Source organism: Arsukibacterium perlucidum DSM 18276 (assembly GCF_000382165.1).
In the GTDB taxonomy this organism is placed as follows: domain Bacteria; phylum Pseudomonadota; class Gammaproteobacteria; order Enterobacterales; family Alteromonadaceae; genus Alishewanella; species Alishewanella perlucidum.
The window spans coordinates 19,761-35,935 of record NZ_KB907727.1 but is presented as its reverse complement, the minus strand read 5'-3'; the positions used below and the strand labels follow the sequence as shown (position 1 = coordinate 35,935).

Annotated in this window: 12 protein-coding genes; 2 read left to right on the top strand and 10 right to left on the bottom strand. The window is 51.3% G+C overall.

All coding sequences use genetic code 11. The annotated features are described in order from the left end of the window. The first annotated feature begins 102 nt into the window (after positions 1-102). The gene (locus H141_RS0116105) at positions 103-2,271 is read left to right on the top strand and encodes a M3 family metallopeptidase (RefSeq protein WP_019677318.1); all 2,169 of its coding nucleotides are present in this window, start codon (positions 103-105) and stop codon (positions 2,269-2,271) included. Between the two features lie 88 nt (positions 2,272-2,359). Here the strand turns inward: H141_RS0116105 and pmbA are convergent, their stop codons facing one another. Beyond that, complete coding sequence (pmbA, locus tag H141_RS0116100) at positions 2,360-3,706, bottom strand: metalloprotease PmbA (RefSeq protein ID WP_026349509.1); 1,347 nt, start codon at positions 3,704-3,706, stop codon at positions 2,360-2,362. Positions 3,707-3,824: 118 nt separating this feature from the next. Between pmbA and yjgA the strand changes: the two genes are divergently transcribed. Next, positions 3,825-4,364, top strand: a complete 540-nt coding sequence (gene yjgA, locus H141_RS0116095; protein ID WP_019677316.1) for a ribosome biogenesis factor YjgA — start codon at positions 3,825-3,827, stop codon at positions 4,362-4,364. Positions 4,365-4,498: 134 nt separating this feature from the next. On the opposite strand, the gene H141_RS0116090 is transcribed toward yjgA, so the two are convergent. From H141_RS0116090 to H141_RS0116050, 9 genes are read right to left on the bottom strand one after another with little or no spacing between them, the layout of a single operon-like run. After that, positions 4,499-5,494: a branched-chain amino acid aminotransferase gene (locus tag H141_RS0116090; RefSeq protein WP_019677315.1), complete on the bottom strand. Its 996-nt coding sequence runs from the start codon at positions 5,492-5,494 to the stop codon at positions 4,499-4,501. Between the two features lie 29 nt (positions 5,495-5,523). Further along, positions 5,524-6,963, bottom strand: coding sequence for a metalloprotease TldD (gene tldD / locus H141_RS0116085; protein WP_019677314.1), 1,440 nt, complete (start codon positions 6,961-6,963; stop codon positions 5,524-5,526). After that, complete coding sequence (locus H141_RS0116080; protein WP_019677313.1) at positions 6,963-7,796, bottom strand: carbon-nitrogen hydrolase family protein; 834 nt, start codon at positions 7,794-7,796, stop codon at positions 6,963-6,965. The genes tldD and H141_RS0116080 overlap by 1 nt, the downstream gene beginning before the upstream one ends. Then, the gene (locus tag H141_RS0116075) at positions 7,786-11,655 is read right to left on the bottom strand and encodes a YhdP family protein (protein ID WP_019677312.1); all 3,870 of its coding nucleotides are present in this window, start codon (positions 11,653-11,655) and stop codon (positions 7,786-7,788) included. The genes H141_RS0116080 and H141_RS0116075 overlap by 11 nt, the downstream gene beginning before the upstream one ends. Beyond that, positions 11,655-13,121, bottom strand: coding sequence for a ribonuclease G (gene rng, locus H141_RS0116070; RefSeq protein WP_019677311.1), 1,467 nt, complete (start codon positions 13,119-13,121; stop codon positions 11,655-11,657). The genes H141_RS0116075 and rng overlap by 1 nt, the downstream gene beginning before the upstream one ends. Continuing rightward, positions 13,118-13,690 carry a Maf family protein gene (locus H141_RS0116065; RefSeq protein WP_026349508.1) on the bottom strand — a complete coding sequence of 191 codons (573 nt, stop codon included), beginning with the start codon at positions 13,688-13,690 and terminating at the stop codon, positions 13,118-13,120. The genes rng and H141_RS0116065 overlap by 4 nt, the downstream gene beginning before the upstream one ends. A 33-nt stretch (positions 13,691-13,723) precedes the next feature. Continuing rightward, on the bottom strand, positions 13,724-14,206 hold the full coding sequence (gene mreD, locus H141_RS0116060; protein WP_019677309.1) for a rod shape-determining protein MreD: 483 nt from the start codon (positions 14,204-14,206) through the stop codon (positions 13,724-13,726). Continuing rightward, the gene (gene mreC, locus H141_RS0116055; RefSeq protein ID WP_019677308.1) at positions 14,206-15,063 is read right to left on the bottom strand and encodes a rod shape-determining protein MreC; all 858 of its coding nucleotides are present in this window, start codon (positions 15,061-15,063) and stop codon (positions 14,206-14,208) included. Before mreC ends, mreD begins: the two co-directional genes overlap by 1 nt. Before the next feature lie 48 nt (positions 15,064-15,111). Continuing rightward, positions 15,112-16,155: a rod shape-determining protein gene (locus tag H141_RS0116050; protein ID WP_019677307.1), complete on the bottom strand. Its 1,044-nt coding sequence runs from the start codon at positions 16,153-16,155 to the stop codon at positions 15,112-15,114. Positions 16,156-16,175: the final 20 nt, after the last annotated feature.

The following is a 16,175-nucleotide window of genomic DNA, read 5'->3' as shown; positions in this document are numbered from 1 at the left end:
GCCATTTTTGGCATACTGCATCTGCTACAGCGCACCTTATCTGGTGCCGCTGATAATAATGACTAGCGGCTTTAGCCGCAATCACGCCACGGAGACATAACAATGCGCAAAACATTACTCGCTACTGCGATGGGTGCTATTTTTGCTTTGAGCGCCTGCTCAGACAATACAGCCCCAACTCAGGTAGCCTCTACCCCATCAGCCGTTGAGAATAGCGAAGTGACCAGCACAAACCCGTTTTTTCAGCAAAGCAGCCTGCAATATCAGGCCCCTGATTTCAGTGCCATAAAAGACGATCACTTCCTGCCAGCCTTTGCCGAAGGTATGAGCCAGCATATGGCTGAAGTAGAAGCTATTGCCAATAACCCGGCCGACCCCACCTTTGAAAACACCCTGGTGGCGCTTGAGAAAAGCGGTGAGATGCTATCCCGGGTATCCCGGGTATTTTATAACCTGACCGGTACTGACAGTAACGAACAGCGTCGTAAAATTCAAACTGAGCTGGCGCCGAAAATGGCCGCCCACTCTGACAACATCAGCCTGAATCCGGCGTTATTTGCCCGGGTTAAAGCGATTTATGATAATCGCAACGAGTTAAAACTGGATGCCGAAGGTGTGCGTCTGGCTGAAGTGTATTACGATCGTTTTGTCCGGGCTGGCGCTCAGTTAACGGAAGAGCAGAAAACCGCTATCCGGGCATTGAATGAAGAGCACTCTACTCTGACCACCAAGTTTGCTCAAAACCTGTTGGCTGAAACCAAAAACATTGCTGTGGTAGTTGAGAGCAAAGACGAACTGGCAGGCTTAACCGACGCTCAGATCAAAGCAGCCGCTGACGCAGCGAAAGCAGCCGGCCATGAAGGCAAGTACCTGCTGAGCATTACCAATACCACCCGCCAGCCAGTATTAAGCCAGCTGGATAACCGCGAACTGCGGCAGCGGGTTTGGGAAGCTTCAGCCTACCGTGGCCAGAGCGGTGAGTTTGATACCACACCTATCGTCAGCCGCTTAGCGCAACTGCGGGCAGAGCGCGCAAAATTACTGGGTTATGCTAACTGGGCCAGCTATGGTTTAGAAGCGCAAATGGCCAAAACTCCGGAGGCAGTTTTCGACATGCTGGGCAGTATGGTGCCAGCCGTGGTAGAGAATACAAAAAAAGAACTGGCTGACATTAATGCCATGATTAAACAACAAGGCGGTGATTTCGAAGCCCAGCCGTGGGACTGGGAATACTATGCTGAGCTGGTACGCCAGGCCAAATACGATTTAGACGAGAACGAAGTGAAAAAGTACTTCGAGTTTAACCGGGTACTGGAAGATGGTGTGTTTTACACCTTAAACCGCTTTTATGGTATCCGGTTCGAACCGCGTCCAGATTTGCCGGTATACCACCCGGACGTGAAAGCTTATGAAGTGTTTGATGCCGACGGCAGCAGCATGGCTATTTTCTATGCTGACTACTTTGCCCGTGAAGGTAAACGTGGTGGCGCCTGGATGAGTTCTTTCGTTGGCCAGTCGCACCTGTTAGGTACCAAGCCGGTAGTAGTGAATGTAATGAACATTCCAAAAGCACCGGATGGCAACCCAACGTTAATCAGTTACGACCATACCACCACCATTTTCCATGAACTAGGTCATGGTATTCACGGTATGTTCTCTAACGTGAAGTTCCCAACGTTAGCTGGCACCTCAGTATCGCGTGACTTTGTTGAGTTTCCGTCGACATTTGAAGAAGACTGGGCCCAGCACCCTGAAGTATTAGCGAACTACGCCAAGCATTATGAAACCGGCGAGCCAATTCCTGCAGAGCTGCTGGATAAAGTGTTACGTTCACGCAGCTTTAACCAGGGTTTCGATACTTTAGAGTATATGTCAGCCGCTCTGTTAGACATGGAATGGCACTCGCTGTCTGCTGATGCACCGTTGCAGGATGTGAACGCTTTTGAAGCCGCTGCCCTGAAAAAACATGGTGTTGATTTGCCAGCAGTACCACCACGCTATAAGTCGCCGTTTTTCTCCCACTCAATGGGCGGCGGTTATTCAGCCGGTTACTATGCCTATATGTGGAGTGAAATTCTGGCAGCTGATGCCTTTGCCTATGTGCAATCGCGCGGCGGTTTAACCCGTGAGAATGGTGATCACTACCGGAAAAACATTCTGGAAGTGGGTAACTCCCGTCCTACCATGGATTCCTACAAAGCATTCCGTGGCCAGGAGCCTACCACTGACGCGCTGTTGATCCGTCGTGGTCTGAAAACCAAGGTAGAGTAAGCAGCTTATCCGCTAACTGTTACTCAAACAAAAAGCCCTGCTTCTTAGCAGGGCTTTTTTATACGACCAGAAAAATATTTTGAAAAGGTTACGCGCCTGCCAGCTGCATCTGGCTTATCAACACTGAACCGGTCAGCACCCCGCCACGGCGATCTACATCGTTGCCCACTGCTGCAATATTCAGAAACATATCGGCCAGATTACCGGCTATAGTTACTTCTGCAACCGGAAACTGAATTTCGCCATGCTCAACCCAGAAACCACTGGCGCCCCGCGAGTAATCACCAGTAACAGTATTCACGCCCTGGCCCATTAGTTCAGTAACCAGCAAACCTTTACCCATTTGCCGGCATAGCGCGGCTAAATCATCATTACCGTGGCTAATCAGCCAGTTATGAATACCACCAGCATGGCCGGTACTGGTCATACCCAGCTTGCGTGCAGAGTAGCTGGTAGTTAAGTAGGTGTTTAATACGCCACTTTCAATCACTGCTAAATCACGGGTTTTAACGCCCTCTGCGTCGAACGGGCTGGAAGCCAGCGCCTGGGGCAAATGCGGTTGTTCCTGAATCGTTACGCCCGCTGCCATTACCTGTTTGCCTACTTTATCCAGTAAGAAACTGGATTTACGGTAAATGCTGCCGCCGCTGATGGCCGATACCAGATGACCAAACAAGCTGCTGGCTATATCGGCCCGGAAAATAACCGGTACTTTCTGGGTAGGTACCTGACGCGCACCTAAACGGGCTACGGTTTCCAGTGCTGCTTCACGGCCAATCTGTTTCGGATCCAGCAATTTGCTGTACTGGCGGGCCACAGTAAAGCTGTAATCCCGCTGCATATCATCGTCTTGCTCGCCAATCATTACGCAGCTAAAGCTATGCCGTGAACTGGGATAACCCACTAACTGGCCATGGCTATTACCATACACTTTTAAGCCCTGATGGGATGAAAATGAAGCGCCTTCAGAGTTAGTGATCCGCTTATCGGTGGCAAAGGCCGCTTCTTCTGCGCCTGCGCATAAGCTGATAGCCAGCTCAGTACTGATGCTGTCGGGGTAAAATAAATCTAAATCTGGTGGGCTGAATTCCAGCCAACCCGCTTCAGCCACCCCGGCATGCGGGTCTTCTGACGTATAACGGGCGATATCAGCAGCAGCAGCGACAGCGCGTTCCAGTGCCTGCGGACTGAGATCAGCAGTCGACGCTGAGCCTTTTCGCTGGCCAAAATATAAACTGATGCCCAGGCCACCGTCCTGATTAAACTCAACCGTTTCAACCTCGCCATGGCGGGTTTCCACACTTAAACCACGGGTGCGGCTCATTGAGGCTTCAGCACTGCTGGCGCCCAATTCTTTAGCACGGGCCAGTACTGCACTTACTGCATCTTTAACTTCGGCAATTTCCTGCCAGACGTTTTGTTCTGTTGCTTGCATATTCACTCTTGCTGATCGGGCTATTTGTGCCAAGCTTACCATAGACTGCTTAAGGCTGCTGCCAGCAGACATAAGTTTAGTGTTATACTTAGCACAAATCTGCTAATGAAGAAGCACCATGACCGAAACCGAATTTAAATATGGCGACAGTAAATGGCTGGAACAACCAGACCATATCAGCAAAAGCCAGATCAAACGTGAAATGCATGCCCTGCAAGCGCTGGGCGAAGAGCTGGTGGCGTTAAGCCCGGCTGCCCGGGCCAAAGTACCGCTGGATGAAGAACTGCTGGATGCACTGGAACTGGCCGATAAGCTGGCAAAAAAGCGCGAAGCACTGCGCCGCCATATTCAGTTTATCGGCCGCTTAATGCGTACCCGCGATGTCGAGCAAATAGAGCAGGCACTGGCGGTAATGCGTAATACCAAACAAGCCGCTGATAAACAGTTTCATAAGGTGGAAAAATGGCGTGAAAAGCTGCTGCATAACGATGATGCCTTAACTGAGTTTGTGGCAGCCTATCCGGATGTAGAAATTCAGCAATTGCGTTTGTTGATCCGCCAGGCCAAGAAAGAGCAGGAAAAAGAGCAACCACCAAAAGCCTTTCGCGAGCTGTTTCAGTTGATCCGGCCGGTGATTATGGATGGCGAGAACGGTTAGGGTTTCCGCTTTCATCGGTTTGCCCACACTAACACGCCGTGAACCCATCCCTGGGTGCTCGTTTCCGCCCATCCAGGGCTTCAACGGTTAGTTTAGGGCAAACCGACTCCGCTTAAATGGTCAATTATTCAGTCTTAAATACGGGTTAACCAGCCATGCTTATCTTCGGCGCGGCCCCACTGAATATCATTCAGCGCCTGGCGCAGTTTTATGGTAGCCGGGCCGGCTTCACCACTACCCACTTTATGCTCGACACCATCGGCAATTAAGGTACCTACCGGAGTTAATACCGCGGCGGTGCCTGACAGGGCTGCTTCAGTACCTGGCTTGGCCGCACGTTCCAGTAACTCAGCAACGCTCAGCTCCCGCTCTGACACTACCATGCCCATATCTCGGGCCAGGGTAAGTACTGAATCGCGGGTAACCCCGTGCAGGAAGCTACTATCCAGCGCCTTGGTAATAATTTCATTACCATCGATCAGCAAAAAGTTAGCGGCACCGGTTTCCTGAACATCGCCACCCGGGCAGAACAGCACCTGATCAGCCTGCACGCTGGCCCGAGCTTTTAAAATGGGTTGCAGCGCACTGGCGTAGTTACCACCACTTTTAACCATACCCATATGCGCCGCACAGCGGGCACCGTTTTGCTCCAGCAACAAGCGCAGCGGCTTACTGCCTCCAGCAAAGTAGTCGCCTACCGGTGATAACAGCACATACAGCATTGAGCTGGCAGTCGGCGCTGCTGCTTTACCAATCGCCGCCTCGGTACCAATATGGGTTGGCCGGATATACATCGAGCCTGGCGGCTCTGGTACATCGCTGGCGTACTGGCGGACGATATCGATAATCATATTACTTAACGTTGCAGCATCGGGCTGCGGTAATGACAGCAATCCGCTACTTTGAATTAAACGGGCGACGTTTTTTTCCATCCGGAATAAATTAATCGAGCCATCGCCGTGTTTAAAGGCTTTTAAGCCTTCAAAACAAGTACTGGCATAATGCAGCACATGTGCCCCCGGGTGCAGGCTAATACTGTCTGCCGGGACAATCTGCGGGGTACTCCAGGCGCCCTGTTCAAAACGGGTTAATGCCATCTGTGGCATAAAAACACTACCAAATGCAGCCATTGTTACTTCCTGTTGTTGATCTTTATCAGTTATTGGGTGCCGCCGACGGTCATAGCATCCAGTTTTAAGGTTGGCTGACCAACGCCTACCGGCACGCTCTGGCCCTGTTTACCACAAACGCCAACCCCGGTATCCAGCGCTAAGTCGTTACCCACCATCGACACTTGCTGCATAGCAGCCGGGCCGTTACCAATTAAAGTTGCGCCTTTAATCGGGCTGGTGATTTTACCGTCTTCAATTAAATAAGCCTCTGAGGCCGAAAATACAAATTTACCTGAGGTGATATCTACCTGACCACCACCAAAATTCGGAGCATAAATACCCTTTTTCACGCTGGCGATAATCTCAGCCGGATCATGCTCGCCGGCCAGCATATAGGTGTTGGTCATTCGCGGCATTGGCAAATGAGCGAACGACTCGCGCCGGCCATTGCCGGTAGGGTTAACCCCCATCAGCATCGCATTATGTTTATCCTGAATATAGCCTTTCAGAATGCCTTTCTCGATTAGCACATTGTGCTGACTTGGTACCCCTTCATCATCGACATTAAGCGAGCCACGCCGGTGTGCTAAAGTACCGTCATCGACGATAGTACACAACTTAGAGGCGACCTGCTGGCCAATCCGGCCACTAAACGTTGACGAACCTTTGCGATTAAAGTCACCTTCCAGGCCATGGCCAACCGCTTCGTGCAACAGCACGCCGGGCCAGCCCGAACCCAGCACCACCGGCATGGTGCCGGCAGGGGCGTCTATGGCGGTTAAATTAACCTGGGCCATCCGCACCGCGTCACGGGCGTATTGCTGCCAGCGCGGCTGGCCATTTACCAGCTCACTGAAATACAAATAATCGGTACGACCTCCGCCGCCGGCACTGCCACGCTCGCGCCGGCCATCCTGCTCCAGTAACACTGAACAGTTCAACCGTACCAGTGGCCGGATATCGGTAGCAAAGGTGCCATCGCTGGCGGCAACTAATACTTCTTCATACACGCCGGACAAACTCACCATCACCTGCTCAGCCCGGCTATCAAGAGTGCGGATAAAAGCTTCGATCTGCTTTAACAGCGCCACCTTTTCGGTATTAGTCATGCTTTGCAGCGGCTCGCATGGCAGGTAAATATTACTGTTACCACTTTTGCTGAACGCTTTTACCCGGCCTTGCTGGCCATGGCTGGCAATGCCCCGCGCTGCACCTGCGGCTTGCTGCAACGCGGCAGCACTAATAGTGTCGGCATAGGCAAACCCGGTTTTTTCACCACTGATGGCCCGGACACCCACACCGCGTTCAATATTAAAAGAGCCATCTTTAACCAGACCATCTTCCAGCACCCAGGATTCATGAATACTGGATTGAAAGTATAAATCGGCATAATCGAGCTGATGGCCAAATAAATAGCCAAGAGTATGCTCCAGATCTGCCATGCTGAGATCGGAGGCGGTAATTAAATTCTGTTCAACTGCATTCATTATTTCAGCTCACTGTTAAAACGATTGTGCTGGTGGACCGGCATTTTCTGGCCAAGTTGCTGGCATTGGTTGATATCAACCAATGCTGACACCCATCCTGGGCCTGTGCCTGCGTCAGCTAATATCTCGCCCCAGGGGTCGATAATCAGGCTGTGGCCATAAGTTTCGCGGCCATTAGCATGCACTCCGGTTTGATTAGCGGCCAGTACAAAGCACTGGTTCTCTATCGCCCTGGCTTTTAACAAGGTATGCCAGTGGGCCGTGCCGGTTGGCCGGGTGAACGCCGATGGTACTGTTAATACTTGCATACCCTGCGCGGCTAACACCTGCATTAAACCGGGAAAGCGCACATCATAACATATACTCAACCCCAGTTTCAGATCAGGCAATTGGCATAAACTAATCTTTTCACCCGGGATAGTAGTGGCCGACTCACGATAGCTGCCGGTACTATCAGCCACATTGACGTCAAACAAATGCAATTTCTGATAATCGGCCAGTAGCTCACCGGCCGGGCTGTACACCAGGCAGCTGGCAGCAAACCGCTCAGGGTTAGTAGTGGTAGTTGGCTGACTGCCGGCTACCAGATACACCCCAAATTTAACAGCCAGTTGCCGGCAGGCCTGCTGAATATCACCTGCGCCAATAGCCGCCTGATGAGTGAGTTGCAGTCTGTCACCACCACCAAATACCGCAAAACATTCTGGCAATAGCACCAGATGCTGCTTAGCCCGGGGCAGTTGTTGCAGGTAATACTCTACTGTTGCCAGGTTAGCCGCAGGCTCAGGACCACTGGTTAACTGAATGGCTGATAAACGCCAGCTAGTCGCCACGGGGCTGTTGCTCCTCTTGGTCAATCATTGTCTCAGGCTGAGCTATCCGCACCGGTACCGGTACTTCGGTACTATGGCGGTTAACCTCGGTAACCACCGGCTGTTCAAAGTTACCGGTAACGGTAAAGTTAATCCGTGAGATCACTTCTGCTGATTGAAATACTTCATCCAGCGCCAGCGCCGCCAGGCCGGTAGCCGGGTTAACCATCCAGGCAATAATCACCGGCAAACTGGAGGTAACTTTAGGTGAAAATGACATTTGATAATCCAGCTGCTGACTGACTAAATCAGCATAGCCCTGAATGGCCAGGTTGCCAGGTACACCGTCGATAGTAGTGTCGCTGGTTTGCACCACACCCTGATGAATAGCCAGCGCGCCACTCATTTTGTTGTAAAAGAACCCTTTGGAGAAGACATCACGAAAATCCAGCCGTAATTTACGTACCAGTGAATCGAGACTGAAAATGGAAAAAAGCCGCGCGCCCTGATCACTGACTTCGGTTAAGGCTCCTTCGCCCAGATTAAACTGCAGTTGGCCGTTAAGCCCGGCTAAATCAAACTGGGTAGGTGCGGCTGGCCAGTTAAGTTTAAAGTTCATATCGGCCCGGCTACCACTGATGCCAGTTGTCAGCTGAAATTCGTTTAACAGCGCGCCAAGATTAGGGCTTTGAAAACGACCGGTAAGCTCGGTAACGCCCAGCTGCTGGTCCGGCACCCAGTTGCCCTGCAGCGTCAGTTGGTTGCCTTTATAACGACTGTTAAACTCTGATAACTGCCAGTGCCCGCCCTGGCCAAGCGCCATCAGCTCCAGCTTACCAAAGCGGTAGTTACCAACTGAGCAGTCATTACATTTTAACGTTAGCGGTGGCATGGTCAGCAGACTGGCCTGCAGTTGCGGCAGCACCTCACCTTCAGTCGCGACAACTGCCTGATTGAGGTTTTTCCCCGGTAACGGCAAATGCAAATAGTCTATGTCGGCCTGTACGCCCTGTTGCTGCCAGTCGTGGCTGAATGACCAGCGGCTGGCGATTTCAGTACCATGTAAACTTAACTGCCAGGCATCCGATCCCGGCTCCAGTTCAAATACGGTATTGTTTAATGCAGTACCTGCCACCAACCCAAGCTTAGCAATTCTGCCCCTTACCCTGCTTAACGGTGGCATAACCCCGCCTGCCAAAGTATCGCGGCTTAACAATTGCTCGCTAAGCAGTTGTTGCCACGGTAATAATTCAGCCTGGCCTACATCGACATCGATAGTAAAATGTGGGCCACTGATCCCAGAATCTTCAGCGCCCAGGCTCAGGTTAGCCCGCCGCACCTGCGCTGCTGAATGGTCCAGCTCAGCGCTAAAATACAACTGATCAGCGTAATTTAGGGTCAGTAAACCCTGCTGGCTGCCACCCTGAGCAATAATATCCAGCTGGGCAGCTGTCGCAGCATCTTTATGATAGGGAGCCGGTAGCAGTAACCCGGTATTGGTTAAATCAGCTGTTAGCTTCGAGTTATAGCTGAAATCATCAGCTTGCAGTTGCAGCGCTAACGCCAACTGCCAGCTCAGCTCGCCCTCAACCAGATCTATAGCTGCCGGCCACAGCGCTTGCACTGCAGTACTGCTGGTATTATTAGCACTGGCATTAAGGTTGAACAGGTAATGGTCGCTCTGTTGCGCGCCATTAAGGCTGGCCGTTACCGGCAATTCACGCCAGTTGAACTGAAGATTTTCAGCGCTTACCTCGCTGTCACTAAATTTTACCTGGCCCGTTAACTGCCGGATAGCCAGCGGTGGTGTAGTTAAATCCAGACTAACGTTATCTAGTGTTATTGTGCCATTGGCCTGAACCGAGGGTTGGCGTAAACCCACCTGCAACTCAATATCAGCACGGGCCGGGCCGTCCGGCGCCAGCTGCTGTAATACCTTACCTAAATTTTCACTCAGCGGTGAAGCGTTAATCAGGCCTGTGGCGTCGGGCAGTTTTACGGCGCTGTCGATACCAATAGTCAGATATTCTGCGTCCAGTAAATTGGCAATGTCAGCGGTAACATTACCCTGCAATACCATACCGCCGATAGTAGTGCTGTCGGTACTTATTTGCATCCGGGCGTTTTCAAACCACAAGCGGCTGTTCAGCTGCTGCAAAGCCGGCCAATCAGGGTTGAACTTAAAGTGGCCATTGCTCACACTTGCCCCAACCTGAAAGATGCCCTGACCTTCGGTAAAAGGATACTGGGCTGGCTGCCCCTGCCACAGCACAGACGCCTGCTCCAGCTGACCATCAACAATTGCCTCCGTCAGATAATCTCTGGTTTTTTCCGGTAAGTAACGCAACGGTAGGTAGCGATCAATGTTGCTGGCACTGGCCCCGGTTAATACCGCAAATAAGCTCAGTTCAGGTTGTTGCTGCATACTCCATTGCGCGCTGCCAGCAAGGCTGAAATCTGTTGCCGTCAATTGCAATGCGGGTAGTTGTAGCTGCCAGATCCCTGCTGTGCTTTGCCGGGCCAGTAACTCCAGTTGTAATTGCTGATAAGCTATCGGCGCACTGAACATGCTATCCCAGCTTAATTCGCTTTGCTGGCCACTCAGGGTTAAGCCTGCCGCAGTCGGCCTTGCCCAGAACTTGCCGTCCAGGCCGTCTAAACCCGGCAGCTCATTACTGCTTGTTTTACTTAAATTGCTAAGCTGTCCCTGCAGCTGCCAGTTGTCACTGCTTTGAAACTGCCACTGTGCCAACGTTAACTCACCCTGTAACTCAGTAGATGTCAGCCTTGCCAGCTGAGGTATTTCATCACTAAGTAACTGGCTAAGTGGCGCTAAGGCGTCCAGCTTTAATTGCTGCAACTGGCCATGCCAACCCGCGGTTCTCCGATGTAACTGCACCCTAAGATCAGGCCATAGAGCCTGACCATCTGATAATGCCAAAGGCCCTGAATATAAGGACCAGCCAGCTGCAGTGGGGTACCACAACAGCTGGCCAGGCCCCAGTTTCAACTGATGGGCCTGGCCCTGTCGTTGCCAGCTTAAACTGTTATCAGCCAGTTCAATCTGAAAGCGCTGTAATTCGCCCTTATCGACCCGGCCCCAGGCCTCAAAGTTAATGTTGGCCAGATCCAGCCGGCCTGTTTCTGGCAAGGATTGCTGAAACCACGGCAAAATATCCAGCTCACGGCTTTCCAGAAATATCTGACCAAAAGCCTGGTCTAAGCTGGGGCCATATAAATCAATAATAAAAGACAAGGAATTGCCGGTGATATCAGCGACCGCCAGTTCACCAATTCCCTGATGGCGTTCGCCTTCGTTGCGCCAGTCCAGCTTGTGAACAGAGATAACAATAGCGTCACTACTCTCGGCCGTTAACACCAGCTCGCTGTCGAGCAGAGTAAAGTGGTTTAACTGGCGAAAAAATAATTGCTCAAGCGCGTTAATCGCCGGGGCGGTATCAAGTGGCTGCTCACTTTGCGGGCTATTTAGCAAAGCACTGCTGTCAATTGCATAGCGCAGGCCGCTGAGTTCAAAGTGCTCCGCCCGCAATTGCATGCTACGTAAACTTTTCCAGAAATCAAAATGAACTCTGGTTTGCTCAATACTAAGCTGCACGCCCTGCTGCGGGTTACCCAGTTCCATCTGGTTTAACACCAAAGCCGGGCCGAGTTTTTGCCAGCCTGCGCTGATTTGCGCTATTCGTACTTCGGTATCCAGCTGGCTGGCGATAAGTTGTTCCAGATGATGTTTGTAACTATCGGCATAGGGCAATGCCAGACGCAGGATGGACACCAGAGTAGCAAGCAACACCAGGCCAATGGCCAACAGTAGCCAGATCTTATGTAAACAATAAAAGCAGACTCGCTTTGCTTGTTGCACTACATCATCACCACATCAAATTGCTCCTGAGAATACATTGGCTCACCGTAAATAGTTATTTGCTTGCCAATAAAAACCTGTAGCTCCGCCAGGCTATGAAACTCGTCGGTTGTCAGGGCGTCTTTGACGACCGGCGATACATATACTGCAAATTTATCTGCGGCATAGGCCCGGTTGACCCGGACGATTTCCCGCAGAATTTCAAAACAGACGGTTTCGACGGTTTTTAACGTGCCACGCCCCTTGCATACCGGACACTCAGAGCACAGGATGTGTTCCAGACTTTCCCGGGTTCTCTTGCGGGTCATCTCTACCAGGCCCAGGGCCGAAAAGCCATGAATATTGGTTTTCGCCCGATCACGTGCCAGCGCTAACTCGAGGCTGTGATATACCCGCCGTTGATGTTCGGTACTTTGCATATCGATAAAGTCGATAATAATAATACCGCCCAGATTACGTAACCGCAGCTGGCGGGCAATGGCCTGAGTCGCTTCAGTATTGGTATTAAATATCGTTTCTTCCAGATTGCGATGGCCAACAAAGGCGCCGGTATTAACATCAATTGTGGTCATCGCTTCGGTCTGGTCGATAATTAGGTAGCCGCCGCTTTTCAGTGGAACCTTGCGCTCTAATGCGCGCTGAATTTCATTTTCAACATCAAACATATCAAAAATAGGCCGCTCGCCGGGGTAATACTCCAGCAATGGCGAGATGTGCGGCATAAACTCTTCGCAAAAGGCAGTAAGTTGCTGATAAGTAATTTTTGAGTCGATGCGTACCCGTTCCAGCTCGCTGCCAACAAAGTCACGCAAGATGCGATAACACAGGGTTAAGTCTTCGTATACTACGCCTTCTTTCCTGGTTTTCTGCTTGCGCTTAACAATTTTACTCCAGAGTTTCTTCAGAAATCTGGCATCCTGCACCAGTTCTTCAGCGCCCGCCCCTTCTGCAGCAGTACGGATAATAAAACCACCGCTGTCGTCCAGACAATCACTGACAATGTCTTTTAAGCGTTTGCGTTCAGCTTCGGTTTCAAGTCGTTGTGATACGCCAACATGGTTGGAGTCAGGCATAAACACCAGGTAGCGGGATGGCAGGGTAATGTCGGTGGTTAAACGGGCGCCTTTAGTACCAAGTGGATCTTTGACCACCTGTACCAGCAAATGCTGCCCTTCGCGCACCAGTACCCGGATGTCTTTACTGACGGCGGGCTTGCTATCCTGCTCGGTACTTTCATTATGCTGCACAATATCAGAGGCATGTAAAAAAGCCGCTTTATCCATACCAATATCGACAAAAGCGGCCTGCATGCCCGGCAATACCCGGCTGACTTTACCTACGTAAATATTGCCGACCAGACCCAGTTTTGCCTGACGCTCAATATGAAGTTCCTGCAGCACACCATTTTCAATCAGAGCAACCCGGGTTTCGGTGGGCGTAACGTTTAACAGTAGTTCTGCACTCATGCCTGCTCCTGCCAGTTACGTAATAAAAAATCAGTTTCGCACAGTGGTAAACCTACCACCGCACTGTAGCTGCCACTAATATGGCTGACAAAACGCCCCCCCTGGCCCTGAATACCATAACCACCCGCTTTGTCGCGCGGCTCGCCCGTTTGCCAGTAAGCCGTGATATCTGCCGCACTGAGCTCACGGAAGCACACTTCTGTGCTGACACAGCAACTATCGCTGCTACCCTTGCCAACCAGCGCCACTGCAGTCATTACCTGATGACAGCGGCCGGACAAAAGCTGCATCATCCGGCTAAAATCAGCCTGATCAGCCGGCTTGCCTAAAATGTGTTGGTCTACCACTACTATGGTATCTGCGCCCAGCACCGGTAGGGCAAACTGTATTTTTTCAGCACCTGCCTGTGCCTTAGCGTGCGCCAGTCTGGTTACGTAAAGCTGCGGGCTTTCGTTGCCCTGGTGGCTTTCATCAACATCAACCTGCACCAGGCTAAACGGCACAGCAATTTGCTGCAGCAATTCACGGCGCCGGGGTGAAGCAGAGGCTAGAGCGATTTCTGGATACATTATTATAGGATCTTAGTCGTGTTAAAAGGTAAATTACTGGATCTTAAACTGCCGGCGATAACGCCTTAACAACCAGAATAACCAGGGCCAGACCAACATACCCGTTAATACCGGCCATAAATATGCGGGCAAAAAGTATACACCGGTTAAAAAATGGCTGAGCCAGAATAACAGTAAATGATACAGCGCTAAAAACAGGCCTATCAGTAAGGCTTGCTGGATCACTGAAAAGTTCCTGATCTTTAAATGATTAACCGCGACAATAAAGGTAACAACAGAAAATGCCAGGGCATTTACCCCAAGCACGGTGCCAATCAGCACGTCTGTTAAAAAACCGAGTAAAAAAGCCGTAAGAATGTTTACCCGCCCCGGCAATGCCATCGTCCAGTACAGCACCACCAGTAAAGCCCAGTCTGGCCGGAATAACTTTACTTGTTGCGGCATAGGCATAACGGTTAGCAGCAAGGCGACCAGCAGCGACAAATAGATAAAACCCAGCCCACCGTTTCTGCGCATTAGTTTGGCTCCTCAGCATCCAGCACATCTTCCAGCCTGGAGCCAGGCCACAACAGCAGTACGTGGCGAATTCGATCCAGTTGCGCGTATGGTTTAGCATAAACAGTCATAAAAGGCTGGCTTTCATCTTGTTGTACCCGGCTGACTTCAGCTACCGGGTATCCTTCGGGAAACAGACCATCCAGCCCGGAGGTAAGTAAACGATCGCCCACCCGGATATCGGCGCTTTGCGGTAAATGAATTACCCGCAATAAATCCCACTGGCCAAGACCTTCGGCCACGGTGCGGATGCCGGTACGCTCCGCCCGGACTGAAATAGCATGGGTGTTGTCTGAAATAAGTAAGGCCCGGCTGCTGGTAGGGCCGACACTGACGATTTGGCCAACCACCCCACTTTCATCAATTATGGGCTGATGCACTGTTACCCCGTCATTCTTGCCTTTATTTAATACTACCTGATGGCTGAATGGATGACTGTATACGGCCAGCACTTCAGCAACCAAGCGCTGGCCATCCGTCAGTGGTGCCGAGCCCAGTAAAGCGCGTAATTTACTGTTCTCCTGCTGCAGATACCCAAGCAGTTGCAACTGGCCATTCTGGCGCAGCATTGTTTCTTTCAAACGGGCATTTTCATCCAGCAGGCGCTGGTGCGACATAAACTGCTCGGTGGCGCCGGAGAGCAGGGTTTCGGGTAAGCTGGCAACGTAAAACAGCGGGCTGACCGCCGAAGTGAGAAAACTGCGAAGTTGGGTAGACCGCTCAGTGTAGCGATCTACTACCATTAAGCCGACACTGCAAAGCACCGCCAGTAACAGACGCAGTCCGAGCAGCGGGCCCCGGCTGAATATGGCGTTCATAAAATCACTATTTTAGTCAGAGCGCTACCAGTTGCGCTAAGCGCCCTATCACTCATAACTGAATACATCACCGCCGTGCATATCAATCATCTCCAGGGCCTTGCCACCACCACGGGCAACACAGGTAAGCGGATCATCAGCTACTACTACCGGAATACCGGTTTCTTCCATTAGCAGCCGATCCAGGTCACGCAGCAAAGCGCCACCACCTGTTAATACCATACCGCGCTCAGAAATATCTGAAGCCAGCTCCGGTGGTGCCTGTTCCAGTGCTACCATCACCGCACTGACAATACCTGCCAGAGGTTCCTGCAGTGCCTCAAGAATTTCATTACTGGTCATGGTGAAACTTCGTGGTACACCTTCTGCCAGATTGCGGCCGCGGACTTCAATTTCCAGCACGTCATCACTAGGGTAAGCAGAACCAATCTCAGTTTTAATTCGCTCAGCTGTCGCTTCGCCAATTAAAATGCCGTAGTTACGGCGAATATAGTTAACGATGGCATCATCAAATTTGTCGCCACCGATCCGTACTGATGATGAATAAACCACGCCATTTAAAGAAATTATGGCGACTTCAGTGGTACCGCCACCAATGTCGACCACCATAGAGCCGGTGGCTTCTGACACTGGTAAACCAGCACCTATGGCCGCGGCCATCGGCTCATCAATCAGATACACCTCGCGGGCACCAGCGCCCTGCGCCGATTCACGAATGGCGCGGCGTTCTACCTGGGTGGAGCCACAGGGCACACACACCAGCACCCGTGGGCTGGGACGTAAAAAACTGTTGCTGTGAGCCTGGCGGATAAAGTGCTGTAACATTTTTTCAGTGACATAAAAGTCAGCAATTACGCCGTCTTTCATTGGCCGGATAGCTTTGATGTTTCCCGGGGTACGGCCTAACATTCGTTTGGCGGCATGGCCTACTGCCGCAACACTTTTCGGGCCACCGGCACGTTCCTGCCGAATGGCAACCACTGACGGTTCGTTCAGCACTATGCCCTGATCTTTTACATAAATCAGAGTATTCGCCGTACCTAAATCGATAGATAAATCGTTTGAAAAGAGGCCACGCAATTTATTAAACATGTAGACGCCAGATCCTATTA

Excerpts from the sequence above, each read along its gene's own strand:
- mreD (WP_019677309.1), bottom strand. The coding sequence starts at position 14,206 with ATGCGCAGAAACGGTGGGCTGGGTTTTATCTATTTGTCGCTGCTGGTC.
- pmbA (WP_026349509.1), bottom strand. The coding sequence starts at position 3,706 with ATGCAAGCAACAGAACAAAACGTCTGGCAGGAAATTGCCGAAGTTAAA.
- tldD (WP_019677314.1), bottom strand. The coding sequence starts at position 6,963 with ATGAATGCAGTTGAACAGAATTTAATTACCGCCTCCGATCTCAGCATG.
- rng (WP_019677311.1), bottom strand. The coding sequence starts at position 13,121 with ATGAGTGCAGAACTACTGTTAAACGTTACGCCCACCGAAACCCGGGTT.
- mreC (WP_019677308.1), bottom strand. The coding sequence starts at position 15,063 with ATGAACGCCATATTCAGCCGGGGCCCGCTGCTCGGACTGCGTCTGTTA.
- yjgA (WP_019677316.1), top strand. The coding sequence starts at position 3,825 with ATGACCGAAACCGAATTTAAATATGGCGACAGTAAATGGCTGGAACAA.
- H141_RS0116090 (WP_019677315.1), bottom strand. The coding sequence starts at position 5,494 with ATGGCTGCATTTGGTAGTGTTTTTATGCCACAGATGGCATTAACCCGT.
- H141_RS0116050 (WP_019677307.1), bottom strand. The coding sequence starts at position 16,155 with ATGTTTAATAAATTGCGTGGCCTCTTTTCAAACGATTTATCTATCGAT.
- H141_RS0116105 (WP_019677318.1), top strand. The coding sequence starts at position 103 with ATGCGCAAAACATTACTCGCTACTGCGATGGGTGCTATTTTTGCTTTG.
- H141_RS0116065 (WP_026349508.1), bottom strand. The coding sequence starts at position 13,690 with ATGTATCCAGAAATCGCTCTAGCCTCTGCTTCACCCCGGCGCCGTGAA.